This window comes from Bacillus sp. AF62 (genome assembly GCF_050312695.1).
Taxonomy (GTDB): Bacteria; Bacillota; Bacilli; order Bacillales; family Bacillaceae_G; genus Bacillus_A; species Bacillus_A cereus.
The window spans coordinates 17,154-31,912 of the sequence record NZ_JBNPJZ010000071.1; the positions used below are offsets into that span (position 1 = coordinate 17,154).

The following is a 14,759-nucleotide window of genomic DNA, read 5'->3' on the forward strand; positions in this document are numbered from 1 at the left end:
TTTTTCTATCTCTGGGTATGATGGGTAGTAATACTTAGGCGAGAGGGGAAAAGGTGATGAAACAGAGTAAGGAAGAGTTTATAAAGAGTGAAGGCGCTGATTTCCCTGGAAAAACATATGTGGATTGTGTATTACAACATGTATTTGATTTTCAACGAAATTACTTATTGAAAGATATGTTTCAAGTGCATAAAGCACACATTACGATGCTGACTGAAGAAAGTTTAATGAAAATAGAAGAAGCTAAAGTTATATTAAACGCACTTAGAAAAGTAGAGCGAATACCAAAAGGTAAATTGGTATATACAGAGCAGCATGAAGACCTCTTTTTTTTAATCGAACATTTAATTTCTCAAGAAGCGAAATGCGATTTTGTAAGTAATATGCATATTGGTAGAAGTAGAAATGATATGGGTGTAACGATGTATCGCATGAGTTTAAGGCGGTATATATTACGATTAATGGAACATCATTTGCTATTGCAAGAAAGTGTACTGCAACTTACTGATGATCATAAGGAAACGATCATGCCAGCTTATACACATACACAACCGGCACAGCCAACAACATTTGGTCATTATACTTTAGCAATTTACGATACGATGCAAAGAGATTTAGAACGAATGAAAAAAACGTACCAGCTTTTAAATCAGTCTCCAATGGGGGCAGCTGCACTCTCTACAACAAGTTTCCCGATTAAACGAGAACGAGTTGCTCATCTACTTGGATTTACAACTGTAATTGAGAACTCATATGATGCTGTTGCCGGAGCGGATTATTTATTAGAAGTTAGCTCGCTACTTATGGTAATGATGACGAATACGAGTAGATGGATTCATGACTTTTTGTTGTTAGCAACGAAAGAATATGACGGTATTACTGTTGCAAAGCCATATGTACAAATCAGTAGTATAATGCCGCAAAAACGAAATCCGGTTTCAATTGAACACGCTCGTGCAATTACGAGTAGTGCTTTAGGAGAATCATTTACAGTATTTCAAATGATTCATAATACACCATTTGGTGATATTGTCGATACGGAAGATGACTTGCAGCCATATTTATATAAAGGAATTGAAAAGGCAATTCGTGTTTTTTGTATGATGAATGCAGTGATCCGAACGATGAAAGTAGAAGAAGAAACGTTAAAAAGTCGTTCCTATAAACATGCAATAACGATAACGGATTTCGCCGATGTTTTAACAAAAAACTATGAAATTCCATTTCGGCATGCTCATCATGCAGCAAGTGCTATTGCAAATATGTCATTGGAGCAGAAAAAAGAACTACATGAATTACACTTCAAAGAGATAAATATGTACTTGCAAGAACATTTTAAAATAAATTTATTAGAAAAAGAGTGGAAAGAAATTATATCGCCAGAAGCTTTTATTCAAAAAAGAAATGTATACGGTGGACCGAGTAAAAAAGAAATGAATCGTATGATTAAAAATCGAAAAGAGTCATTTCGAAAAGAAGAAGATGTATTTGAAAAGGAAAGACAGAGAATTTTACAAGCTGAAAATGCTTTAAATACATTAGTTTTGAATATTATTGAATCGTAAAAGAGGGATTTAATGAATTAATCGCCAATACTTAATTAAAATATAAATAGAGAGAAGAGATTGTCGATGATTCAATTACATGTATATGAAGAGATTTTTCATTTTAAAGAAGATGTTACACCATTTCTAGAAAAGAATGAGCAGGAAAACAATCTCATATTAGGTGTATTACAAATGATCCAACAACCAATATTTATGGGGATAGCGAAACAAGGAGAAGAGATTGCGGTTGTATTTCTGCAAACAGAAGAGAAGAAACAAATCATTGTTGCAACTTCTGAAATTTCGGGAGTAGCTATTGAGGAACTTGCAAAAGAGTTAACGAAAGTATATCCAGATATTCCTGGATTGATCGGTAATAAGAAAATTGTACAGAAATTAGCGGAAGAGATTGCGGTATTAGAAAATAAGAAAATGAATGTTGCAATGGAGCAAGGGGTGTATGAGCTGAACAGAGTAAAGAAGAAGTGTAATGCGAACGGACTTTTCCGGGCGGTAAATAATGATGAATTACCATTAATAGAACAGTGGATATATCAATTTTGTGAAGACGTAAAGCTTCCTACTACGAAAGAAGAAGCAAAACAAACTGCGCATACATTAATAACTACAAATCGACTGTTTGGTTTGGAAGTAGATAGGAAACTTGTTTCTGTAGCTGCAAAAACGAGACCAACTAAAAATAATATAACAGTTAATTTCGTATACACGCCGAAAGAAGCAAGGAAAAAGGGATACGCATCTAATTGTGTAGCGGCACTTAGTCAACGTATGTTAGATGAAGGGTACAAGACGACTACGTTATATACTGATTTAGCGAATCCGATATCGAATAAAATTTATCAAGAAATTGGTTATGAGAAAATTGCGGAGTCTGTGCTTATATTTTTAGAGAAGTAAAACAAAAAGGTGTGCTATTTTAGCACACCTTTTTGTTATTCATCAATTCTAATAATCTCGCCTTGAGGGAAGTCCTCAGTTTCTAGTAAGTTACGAATAGCTTTCGCAACATATTCAGGTGATAATAGTTTTCCTTCTTCTTTTAATGCAATGAAGCGGTCCAAGTTTATGAAATCTTCTTTATTTGTTTCACGAATTTGTGATTGCATATTAGTATCAACAACACCAGGTGCAAAAGCGACGATTTTTACTGGATATTCTTTTTCTACTTCTTCAGTTGCTACGCACTGTGTAAACATATTTACACCAGCTTTCGTTGTACAATAAGCGCCCCAGCCAAAGTAAGGATTTTTTCCTGCACCAGATGAAATGTTAATAACGCGTTTATCTACTTTCCAGTCTTTTGTATGTTTCATAAATGTAGATGTAAGAATCATAGGTGCAAGTAAATTAATGTGAACGTTCGTAATGAATTGTTCGCTTTCAGCTTTTTCGATTGGCTTCATAGGTGCAACTGTACCCGCATTATTAATTAAATGAATAGAGAATACATTGTCTTTTTTAATAGATGAAATGATCTCTTTAAAGTTAGTTTCTAAGTTATGTACATCTTGAAGATCTAGGGAATGAAAAATGCAATTGCTGTTATATTGTTCTGCAAGTTTCGTAAGCTCTTTATTTTCTCTTCTAGAAATAGAGATGACAGTTGTATTTTTTTCTAATAATTGCGTAGCGATTGCCTCACCTAAACCTTGTGAAGTTCCTGTTATGATAACGTAGCGCATAGTTTTATAAACCCCTCTCATATGTGCGGAATTTTGTTGGACAACGTACATTGTATAGTTTGTCTACATTTTATAGTATAGAGCACTTTTTACTATAATTGAAATGAGATGATTGTGTGCCTTTTATAAATAGGTTTACGACAACAGTACCTGGTGCCGTCACGTTTACTGGGAATACGCTGGGACTTAGCCCTACATCACCTGCACCAGGTAATATTTTTGGTACACTTGCTGTGTTTACGACAGTAAATACAGCATTGCAAGTACCAGGGTTCCCAGCAGGGACAACAGATGAATGGCAATTGAATTCTTCAAGTGCAATTTTAAATCTTCCAGCGGGAAGCAGTGTATTATATGCAGAATTAGTTTGGGCTGGTACTTTCCGGACTGATACGGAAGATGTGTTACCATTTTTAAATGATAACATTACATTTACAACGCCAGCAGGGACGTTTTCTGTTACGCCAGATCCTGCTACCGCGCAGCAAGGTTCAGTAGGAAATCAGTTTTATTATGCTCGCTCTGCCAATGTAACGAATCTTGTTAGTGCAGGTGGGGCAGGCACATATACAACGGGTGCTGTGCCAGCTGCAAGAACTTCAGCGGACCCAACAATCAGTCGTTCAGCTGGATGGACGCTTGAGGTTGTGTATCAAAATGCAAGTTTACCACTTCGAAATTTGTCAGTATATGCAGGTCAAGAAATTATCGATGCTTCATCCCCACCAGTTGATGCTACAATTTCAGGTTTTGCTACGCCGGCAACAGGAGCTGTTACAGGAAGAGTGCTCGTAACTGCTCAAGAAGGTGATTCTAACATTGTTGGAGATCAACTTCGCTTTGGGCCGAATGCAAATGCTACAGTTGCATTATTCGGACCGAGAAATCCTGCGAATAATTTCTTTCAGTCACAAATTTGTAATGACAGTGGAAATTTAGATACGAGCGGCACGTTTGGAGATTTGAATCAGCCGTTAGGGGTAGCTTTGGCCGTCCGAAGACAGGGGTGGGATATTACGAATGTAGATGCCTCCTCATCTTTAGTAAACAGTCAAACATCAGCAACGGTTCGATTTGTTACAAATGGAGATGGATACGCTGCAGCTGGTTTTGGTGTTCAAATTGATGCAACAGGTCCAATTATTAATCCTGTTAAATCAGTTAATAGAACAGTCGCGGGGGTAGGGGATACTCTCACTTATACAATTACGGTCCCAAATACAGGAACAGGAAGTGCAGAAAACGTTGTATTACGTGATAGTATTCCGAACGGAACGACGTTTGTTGCAGGTAGTGTTACGGTAGGGGGAGTAACACAGCCGAATGCAAACCCTGCTAATGGAATTAATTTAGGCACAATCCCAAATAACACGCAAAGAATTGTTACATTTCAAGTTCGAATAACATCATTCCCGAATCTCAATCCTATTTTAAATCGTGCAATGGTGTCATATCAATTCCGTCCCTTCGTTGGTAGTCCTCCTATTACAAGTACGTCTTCTTCAAACACAGTACAAACGACAGTGAATCAAGCAACTATAAGTATGCAGAAATCTGTAGATTTACAGACGGCAACGCTTAATGATGTATTAACGTACACAGTTAATGTCACAAATAATGGAAACGTCACTGCGAACAATGTTATTTTTGTTGATAGTATCCCTGCTGGAACAACATTTGTCGCAAATAGCGTTACGGTAAATGGAGTAGCGCGTCCAGGAGCGAATCCAGCAAGTAGTATTAATCTTGGAAGTATTAATGCATCGCAAACGACTGTAGTGCGCTTTCAAGTACGAGTAACATCGAACCCTCTTGTCAATCCAATTCCAAACCGTGCGAGTGTAACATTTAACTTTACTCCAGTGCCTGGTCAACAACCAGTTTCAGGGCAAGCGACAAGTAATACTGTAGTTACGACAATTAATATAGCTGATATAACAACGAGAAAAACAGTGGATAAAGCTTTTGCAACGGTTAACGACGTTCTTACGTACACGGTAACAATTCAAAATACAGGAAATGTACTTGCAACGAACGTTATTTTTCAAGATCCGATCCCAATTGGAACGACATTTATCGCAAATAGTGTGACTGTGGATGGGGTTTCACAACCTGGGGTAAATCCAGCGACTGGGTTTACAGTAGCTAATATATCTCCTGGCGGAAGTAGGACTGTTACATTTCAAGTACGAGTAACATCTACACCATCGGGAGGTACGATTGCGAATCGCGGAAATGTATCTGCTAATTTCGTCGTTATTCCGAATCAGCCACCGATAACAATTAATAGACAAACGAATACAGTTGTGACACAAGTTAATACAGGCGGTTTAAATGTAATAAAAGAAGTAAATACAACGCAAGCGGCGGTAGGGGATACTTTAACGTACACAATTGCCGTCCAAAATACAGGGAACGTTCCGTTAACAAGTGTATTTTTCCAAGACCCTATTTCTTCTGCTGTTTCATTTGTTGCAAATTCTGTAACAATTAATGGAGTACAGCAAAATGGACTAAATCCGAATACAGGATTCTCTCTTCCGAATATTCCTGCGGCTCAAACGGTTGTAGTCACATTTGACGTAGTAATTGTACAGAATCCAGAAAATGAAGATATTTTAAATCAAGCAAATGTAACAGCAAGCTTTCAAGTGAATCCGAGTGAACCACCAGTAACAATCAATGTTCCGAGTAACATTGTGAATACAACTGTACAATCAGGGAACTTTGAAGTTGTGAAATCAGTGAATGCGGATGTTGCAACAGTAGGGGATATTTTAGTATATACAATAGAAGTCATAAATGCAGGTAGTGTACCAGCTACGAATGTATTTTTCCAAGATTCAATTCCCCAAGGGACATTATTTATTGAAAATAGTGTAGTTGTGAATGGTGTTTTACAAGAAGGGGCAGATCCAGAACTTGGATTCCCATTAAATAATTTGCCTACTGGCGCCAGTGTTATTGTTACATTTGAAGTATTAATTGATGAAATTCCCCAAGGAAATAATGTTGTAAATAATGCGAATGTAACTGGAGATTTCCTTGTAAATCCAACAGAGCCACCGATTACTGTAACAGTACCAAGTAATACTGTTATGACGATCGTGAATTCTTCAGGGTTAAATGTAATGAAAAGTGTAAGTGCTACTGAAGCCGGTGTAGGAGATACGTTAACGTATACAGTTCGTATACAAAATAGTGGAACGGTGACAGCGACAAATGTATCATTCCTTGATCCGATTCCAGTTGGAACCACTTTTGTAGCGAATAGTGTAACAATAAACGGGACACCTCAACCAGGTTTAAACCCGACAACTGGATTTCCACTTGCTAATATTCCAGTAGGAGGTACGGTGACGGTCACTTTTCAAGTGACAATCACGAGTGTACCACCAAATAGAGTTCTTCCGAATAATGCGAATGTCACTGCTGATTTCCAGGTAAGTCCTCTCCAGCCACCAATTACAATTGTAACGATTAGTAATATTGTTGTGACGCGAGTGAATGTAGGATCACTTAATGTAATGAAGAGTGTAAATACACCACAAGCCGGTGTAGGAGATACGTTAACGTATACGATTCTTATTCAAAATACAGGAACTGTTCCTGCAACGAATATTGTTTTTCAAGATCCAATTCCGTCTGGTACTGCCTTTGTAGCAAATAGTGTGACGATAAATGGAGTCGTACAGCAAGGCGCGGATCCTATGCTAGGTTTCCCGGTACCAAATATTCCGGTCGGGCAAACGGCTACGATTACGTTTCAAGTTACAGTGACGAGTGTTCCGAGCGGTGGAAATATAAGAAACCAATCGAACGTTACTGCAAGTTTTCTTATAAATCCAGCAAACCCTCCAATAACGACTGTTACAAATAGTAATTTTGTAGTGACGCAAGTAAACACAGCACAGTTAAATATACAAAAATCTTCATCTGTACAACAAGCATCACTTGGAGAAACTTACACGTATTCTGTTGTCATTCGAAATAACGGTACAGTAACAGCAACGAATGTCTCTTTCCTTGATTCAATTGCTTTAGAAACAACTTTTGTAGCAAATAGTGTAACGATAAATGGAACGCCACAACCTGGATTTGACCCAAATGTTGGTTTCCCGCTTCCTAATATTGCAGCTGGAACATCATTGACAGTAACGTTCCAAGTTACGGTAGTTGCACCGTCTACACGTGGAGCAGTATTAAATACAGCATCTGCTACAGCCACTTTCTTATTAAATCCTTTACAGCCACCTGTAACAACAACGAATTCAAGTAATACAACGGTAGTTACAATACCGTTACCTCCTCCTGGTGAAGTAACTGCAACAAAAACAGTTGATGTTGCAACTGGGGCCGTTGGGGATGTATTAACGTATACTGTGCTCATTTCAAACGTAGGAATTATCCCTGTTACAGATGTGTTCTTCCAAGATGTCATACCAGAAGGAACGACGTTTGTTGACAATAGTGTAACGATAGGTGGAGTGCAGCAACTTGGTTTAAATCCAGAAATAGGATTTACAGTTACTCCATTATTAATCGCTGGTGGAAGTATTGAGGTCACATTCCAAGTGACGATTACAGAAATTCCAGATAATGAAGTCATATTAAATGATGCAGATGTTACATTTACTTCACAACCAAATCCGCAGGAACCACCGATTACGGAAACGATATTAACAAATTTAGTCGTTACGACAATTAATATAGCGTTTATTTTTCCATTGAAACTAGTAGATAAAGAAGTAGCGACGGTAGGAGAAATATTAACGTATGATGTATTGATTTTTAATTTCGGAACAGTGCCAGCGACGAATGTTCAATTTATCGATACTACTTCCGCGGGTGTAGCATTTGTACCAGGAAGTGTGAGCATAAACGGGGTACCAGCACCAGGATTAGATCCTTTCATTGGTTTTACAGTTCCAGATATACCAGTCGATGATTTTGTACTTGTCACATATCAGGAAGTGGTTACAAGCATACCAGAAGGTGGAACGATTGTTAATTTTGTAGACGTTACAGCTACATTTGCTGTAAGTGAAACAGAACCGCCTATTACGGAAACAACGACAAGTAATACGACATTAACAGAAATCAATGAGCCTGGTTTGAATGTTTTAAAATCAGTGAGTCAGCCGGTTGTTGCAGTAGGCGATACAATCACATATACAACAGTAGTTCAAAATACAGGAACAGTGCCAGCAACGAATGTTCAATATAGTGATGTATTACCTTCCTCTATAGCATTCGTGCCGAACAGTGTAACGATAGATGGTGTGTTACAACCTGGATTCAATCCGAATAACGGATTCCCGCTTCCAGATATAAATCCAGGTGAAAGTGTAGAAGTCATCTTCCAAGTAACCGTTGTTAGTGCGCCATCAAACGGAACAATTGCCAATACGGCAAATGTAACTGGAAGTTTTGTATTAGTACCAGGAGAACCACCAGTTATAGTAACAGAGCCGAGCAATACAACACTTACAACTGTAAATAGAGGGCAATTTAATGTTATTAAACAAGTAAATAGGGTTGCTACTCTCGTTGGAGATATATTAACGTATACGGTTCAAATAACGAATACAGGAACAGTAACAGCTAATGCTGTTCAGTTTGTTGATACCATTTCAGCAGGGGCGTCATTTGTACCAAATAGTGTAACGATAAATGGAGCCTCGCAACCAAACTTAAATCCAATTACTGGATTTGGAGTTGGAGATATACCGGTAGGTGAAACAGTTATAGTGACGTTTCAAGCGACAGTTACAAACATCCCGTCATCAGGAACAATTACGAACGTTGCAAATATAACAGGAAGCTTTACTTTAGTGCCAGGAGAACCACCAGTTGTAGTAACAGAGCCGAGTAATACGACGATAACTAGAGTGAATAGAGGACGATTCAGCGTTATAAAATCTATAAATAAAGAAGCGACACGATTAGGAGATACGTTAACGTATAGTGTGCAAGTTACAAATACGGGAACGGTAACAGCAACGAATGTTCAGTTTATCGATGTTCCATCACCTAGTTTAGAATTCGTTCCTGGAAGTGTACAAATAAATGGGATTCCGCAAGTAGGTTTAGATCCATTTGTAGGCTTTGCATTGCCTGATCTTGCAGTAGGGGATAGTGTATTAATTACATTTGAAGTAAATGTAATCGCAGTTCCGCCTTCTAGTAGCATTATGAATACAGCAAGAGTAACGGGTGATTTTGAATTGATTCCAGGAGAACCTCCGTCTACAATTACAAATTCAAGTAATACGACGGTTACGCCGGTAAATAGAGGCAGCTTAGATATGCTAAAAGAAGTAGACCATTCAGTTGTTGGTGTAGGAGAAACGGTAACGTATACTGTTCGTATATTAAATACTGGTACTGCTGATGCAATGAATGTTCAATTTATCGATGTGCTATCTCAGGAAGCTGATTTCGTTCCAAATAGTGTAACGATAAATGGGGTTCCGCAACCGGGGTTAAATCCGCAGATTGGATTTACGATACCTGATATACCAATTGGTGAGACGGCACTTGTAACATATGAAGCTACGATTACAAGTTTTCCGGATGGTGGAACAGTAGTAAACGTTGCTGGAGCGTTAGCAGAATATATTTTAGTACCAGGAGAGCCGCCAGTTACAGTGATGGACACGAGCAATACAGTTATTGTAACGGTAAATACTGCAATCTTATTTGTTGCAAAAGGAGCAAACTTTGAAGTAGCAATGATAGGGGATGTTGTCACTTACGGAATCGCTGTTATAAATGATAGTACAGTTCCTGTGACCAATATTGTGTTAACAGATATCATTGATCCGAATACGCTATTTATAAATGGTACGGTAACGGTAAATGATGTACCTCTTCCATTTGCTAATCCGAATACTGGTATTCCGTTAGGTGATTTTCAGCCAAATGATGCAGCAATTATTAATTTCCAAGTTGTAATAACAGGAGGGCAAGTAAATAATTTAGTTACAAATACCGCTACAGCGAATGGGCTCGCAACTGTAAATCCGAATGAGCCGCCAGTAGTAGTTGAAGGTGATAGTAATACAGTTGTTATCCCGTTTATTCCTCAAAATGTCTCAACGACAGTCGTAAAAACGGCAGATTTACAGGTAGCAACAATTGGAGATGTCATTACGTTTACGACAGTCATCACAAATACGGGTGATACTGTAATGCAAAATATTCGTTTTCAAGATATGTTAGATAGTAGTGTTCGATTTGTTCCTGGAAGTGTAACGGTTGATAATACGCCAGTGCCGAATGTAAGCCCGGCAGTAGGGTTTCTTATCGGAAGTTTAAATCCTGGTGAAGCAAGGACAGTTTCGTTCCAAGTAGCAGTACAGAGCGCGCCAAATGGTTCAGGAAATTATATAAATCAAGCGAGTATTCGTTTTGAACATCAAGTAGGCACAGTATTGCCACCTGTTACACAAATAGTAGAAAGTAACATAGTTGTTATTCCATTTGTTCCAACGATTGAACAAATTTGCGAAACAAACTTTAATTGCTTAGATAAGATTCCATTTCAATGTTCTCCGTGTAATCATTTGCATGGACATAAAAAATAAAAACAGAAAGAGCATCCTGAAAAATAATTGGATGCTCTTTTTGTTTTAATCATATAGATTCATTTTCAGGCGAGGTGAAAAATTCGTCGATTTTGTCGGAGAGTAGTAATGGAATGGCTCCTTTTATAACAGAAATGTCCCAGTCCCACCATGCGAGATTCTCTAGTTTGTCAATCGTTTCTTGTGGGAAACGATATCGAACAAATTTTGCAGGATTACCAGCTACAATTGCATACGGGGGTACGTCTTTTGTAACAACGCTCCTGGCGCCGATAATGGCCCCGTTACCAATTGTAACACCAGATAAAATACAGGATTGATAACCAATCCATACATCATTGCCGACTACGATATCACCTTTTGAAGAAGGGTGACCAGTAATATGTGCTCCTTCATCAAAAAGTGCATTAAATGGATAAGTCGTTATCCAGTCTGCGCGATGTTCACCGCCAAGTATGAAAACGACTTCTTCTGCTAATGAACAAAACTTACCTATTTTTAATTTTGTTTCATCGTTCCAAGAAAAAATGGTTGGCCCTACTTTACTATAAGTATAATCACCAATATCATATTTATTATATTCAGGTTTTTGATTTAAATATAACATGCTTCTTCAGCCTCCTTTCTCAATTAAGCGATACGTATGGAATATTATATGCAAGATGTAGTAATGTGAACTGTATTAATAGGTGAAATGAACAAAAGGGAGTGGGATATATGCGATACGAAATGGGTTTATATAATAAACCGTTTCAGTCAATTCAATCAGGGAAAAAAGTATATGAAGTACGCCTATACGATAAAAAACGTCAACTAATAAACAAAGACGATGAAATCGTATTTACGAATCTTACGACAACAGAAATGATGACGGTAAAAGTAACGGAAATAAAGCGATACGAGAGCTTTAAATCTATGTATGAACAAATTGATAAAAAATTATTGGATTGTGAAAATGATAGTTTAGAGGAAATGTTAGAAAGTACATACAAAATATATACGAAAGAACAAGAAAAAGAGTGGGGAACAGTTGCGATTCGTATTGAGGTAATAAAATGATAAGAAATCGCGGGGCGGCCATCATTGTACAGGAAGGAAAAATCGCTCTTATAAAACGTATTCGAGAAGAGGAAACATATTATGTTTTTCCTGGCGGAGGGATTGAGGAAGGTGAAACGCCTGAAGAAGCAACGAAAAGAGAGGTATACGAAGAATTAGGGGTATATATACAAGTGGAGCACCTTATTGCAAAGTTAAAATATAAAGGAAATGAATATTATTATGGCGCCTATATTACAGGCGGAGTGTTCGGAAGCGGAACAGGTGAGGAATTTCAGCGGGAAGGTAGAGGGAGTTATATTCCGTTATGGCTACCGATAAACGAGTTGGAAAAAGTGAATATAAAACCTTATGAAGTGGTCGGAAATATATTTAATTATTATAAAATATAACGTCTGACAACATACAAAAAAAACCATTGACATAGGCTTCTGATTTAAGTATTGTATTCGAGTATGTTTATAATCAGGAGGTTTATATGAGCAATCAAACTACTACACATCATGTGAAAATGACAACAGCGGATCCATCTGGAATTGGTCTATTTGGATTAGCGATGGTAACACTTGTAGCATCATCTCAAAAGTTAGGCTTAACAGATGGCGTTTCACTTGTATTACCATGGGCAATCTTTTTAGGAGGATTTGCACAAATCTTTGCTTGCATTCACGATGCAAAGCATAACAATACATTCGGTACGACAGCATTTGGTGCGTACGGCCTATTTTGGTTAGGTGTTGGAATGACTTGGTTAATTCAACTTGGAGTATTTGGCGAAAAATTAGCACAAGTTGCAGATTCAAAACAGCTTGGTGTAGCCTTTATCGGATATTTGATTTTCACAATCTTTATGACGATTGGTGCAATGGAAACACATAAAGTATTATTTATGATCTTCGTCCTTATTGATTTCTTATTTATTGGTCTTTCATTAAGTACTTTAGGTGTTATGCCGCACGCAATGCATAATTTAGCAGCATATTCTGAACTTCTTATTTCATTATTATCTTTCTATGGTTCAGCAGCAGCAGTGTTAAACACACACTTCGGAAAAGTTGTTTTACCAGTAGGGAAGCCTTTTGGTATTTTTAAAAAGTAATAAAAAAGCACAGATGATTGTATAGTCATCTGTGCTTTTTTTATTTATTCCTCTATTTGTGGGCTGTCTGAAAAATCCTGATTGGTGAGGACTCATTAAAGTTTCACTTTATTTGAAATAAGTAATGTGAAATGTAAATAAAAGTAGAAAAAATCAATTGAAATTGATTCTCATTATTAATATAATGAGAATGAGAATCATTTATTGTTAGAGGGGGATGCCAAAGTGGCAAAAATTTTAATAGCTTATGCAAGTATGTCAGGAAATACAGAGAGTATTGCTGATTTAATTAAAGTTAGTTTAGATGCTTTTGATCATGAAGTAGTGTTGCAAGAGATGGAAGGCATGGATGCTGAAGAATTATTAGCTTATGATGGAATCATTTTAGGATCTTATACGTGGGGCGATGGTGAATTACCATTTGAAGCAGAAGATTTTCATGAGGACTTAGAAAATATAGATTTAGCTGGGAAAAAGGTAGCGGTATTCGGATCAGGTGATACGGCGTATGAACTGTTTTGTGAAGCGGTAACGATATTTGAAGAACGCCTTGTAGAACGAGGTGCAGAGCTTGTACAAGAAGGGCTGAAAATTGAATTAGCTCCAGAAGATCAAGAGGATGTTGAAAAATGCAGTAATTTTGCAATTGCATTTGCTGAGAAGTTCTAAGAATGGGAGTGTCAACGTGGAGACGATGTTAAGTGCAACTGCTATTACAAAGTTAAGAGATGGAAAACTGTTGTTAGCTACTACATATAATGGCTTATTTGTTGAACAAGACGGAGAATGGAAACGAATTTTAAATGGTTTTCAAAAACGAATTAGGGATTTACATAGCGAAGATAATGTAGTTTATGGTGTAGGTGACGAAGGGATTTTTATTCGTAGTATGAATAGTGGAGAGAACTGGACAATTCAGCGTTTTCCAACAAAAGCAACAAGTTGGAATGTATGTAGCAATGTACAAGGAACTGTTGTTGCTCATGGAGAAAAAACGCTGTATCTTTCTAATAATTTCGGTTCGACATGGGAGACTATTCATCCGTTTCTTGAGTATGGCAGTGCGGCACCGTCTATTCGATCATTATTTTTATATAAACATTACTTATTTATTGGTACGAAAATACATGCTAAGTATGGTGGTGTTTGGCTCTTTGATTTGAAGACACGTAAATTAAAGAGGATTAAAATTACGATGAATCAAATGATCTCTGCGTTGACTTTACACAATTCTTATTTAGTAGCGGCAAGTGGATCGTGCAAGGGAGTTAGCGGGAATATTTCTTATTGTAAAATAGATGACAGTATTGCGAGTGAAAAAATATATTGGCATACATGTCAAAGTGAGCAGAAAGCAAGTAGTTATTTAGACTTAAGTGTAGACCAACATGTCTTATATACAACTTCAACACAAAATAAGGCGGGTATTAGTAGTGTGTGCCGTGTACTTCTTGACGAAGGTATTGTTACAGTATGTGATTCAGTTAAAGGGCACGGATGGCGCATTGTTAATCAAAAAGATGGTTATGTAGTAGCTGGATCAGGTGAATTAAAAGCAATGCAGTGGGAACAAAAAATAATTTAAGAAAAAACTTTACTTTTATTATATTGATATGATATAGTATGTTTAAACCATTTTACTTTTAATAATATAGAGATTTAAATGAGCTGTAACTTCCGAGGAGGATAGCAATGTTAAATCTCCTCAGGGGTTGCAGTTTTTTAATATCTGGCTTATTATTGTAAGGTGGTTGAAAATGAA

10 protein-coding genes are annotated in these 14,759 nt (G+C 37.3%); 8 read left to right on the forward strand and 2 right to left on the reverse strand.

Annotation, left to right across the window (positions count from 1 at the left end):
- Positions 1 to 56 precede the first annotated feature (56 nt).
- Positions 57 to 1,565: an argininosuccinate lyase gene (gene argH / locus ACQRBL_RS17140; RefSeq protein ID WP_097920559.1), complete on the forward strand. Its 1,509-nt coding sequence runs from the start codon at positions 57 to 59 to the stop codon at positions 1,563 to 1,565.
- Between the two features lie 66 nt (positions 1,566 to 1,631).
- Complete coding sequence (locus tag ACQRBL_RS17145) at positions 1,632 to 2,465, forward strand: GNAT family N-acetyltransferase (protein WP_023522690.1); 834 nt, start codon at positions 1,632 to 1,634, stop codon at positions 2,463 to 2,465.
- 35 nt (positions 2,466 to 2,500) lie between these two features.
- Here ACQRBL_RS17145 and ACQRBL_RS17150 read toward each other — a convergent pair whose 3' ends face one another.
- Positions 2,501 to 3,250 (reverse strand): (S)-benzoin forming benzil reductase, encoded by a 750-nt coding sequence (locus ACQRBL_RS17150; protein ID WP_063548294.1) that lies wholly within the window; start codon positions 3,248 to 3,250, stop codon positions 2,501 to 2,503.
- Positions 3,251 to 3,366: 116 nt separating this feature from the next.
- Here ACQRBL_RS17150 and ACQRBL_RS17155 point away from each other — a divergent pair, with 116 nt between their 5' ends.
- Positions 3,367 to 10,839, forward strand: coding sequence for a DUF7507 domain-containing protein (locus ACQRBL_RS17155; protein WP_411996474.1), 7,473 nt, complete (start codon positions 3,367 to 3,369; stop codon positions 10,837 to 10,839).
- Between the two features lie 49 nt (positions 10,840 to 10,888).
- On the opposite strand, the gene ACQRBL_RS17160 is transcribed toward ACQRBL_RS17155, so the two are convergent.
- Entirely contained in the window at positions 10,889 to 11,446 is a 558-nt protein-coding gene (locus ACQRBL_RS17160) for a CatB-related O-acetyltransferase (RefSeq protein WP_000966308.1), read from the reverse strand.
- 110 nt (positions 11,447 to 11,556) lie between these two features.
- On the opposite strand from ACQRBL_RS17160, the gene ACQRBL_RS17165 reads away from it, so the two are divergent.
- From ACQRBL_RS17165 to ACQRBL_RS17185, 5 genes are all read left to right on the forward strand, one after another.
- A complete protein-coding gene (locus ACQRBL_RS17165; protein WP_001268359.1) occupies positions 11,557 to 11,898 on the forward strand; it encodes an ASCH domain-containing protein in 342 nt (113 codons plus the stop codon).
- Positions 11,895 to 12,290, forward strand: coding sequence for an NUDIX hydrolase (locus ACQRBL_RS17170; protein ID WP_000620832.1), 396 nt, complete (start codon positions 11,895 to 11,897; stop codon positions 12,288 to 12,290). Before ACQRBL_RS17165 ends, ACQRBL_RS17170 begins: the two co-directional genes overlap by 4 nt.
- 86 nt (positions 12,291 to 12,376) lie before the next feature.
- Positions 12,377 to 12,997: an acetate uptake transporter gene (locus ACQRBL_RS17175; RefSeq protein WP_000070945.1), complete on the forward strand. Its 621-nt coding sequence runs from the start codon at positions 12,377 to 12,379 to the stop codon at positions 12,995 to 12,997.
- A 225-nt stretch (positions 12,998 to 13,222) separates the two neighbouring features.
- On the forward strand, positions 13,223 to 13,666 hold the full coding sequence (locus ACQRBL_RS17180; protein WP_001062759.1) for a flavodoxin: 444 nt from the start codon (positions 13,223 to 13,225) through the stop codon (positions 13,664 to 13,666).
- Positions 13,667 to 13,682: 16 nt separating this feature from the next.
- Complete coding sequence (locus ACQRBL_RS17185; protein ID WP_000449499.1) at positions 13,683 to 14,582, forward strand: WD40/YVTN/BNR-like repeat-containing protein; 900 nt, start codon at positions 13,683 to 13,685, stop codon at positions 14,580 to 14,582.
- The last annotated feature ends 177 nt before the right edge of the window (positions 14,583 to 14,759 follow it).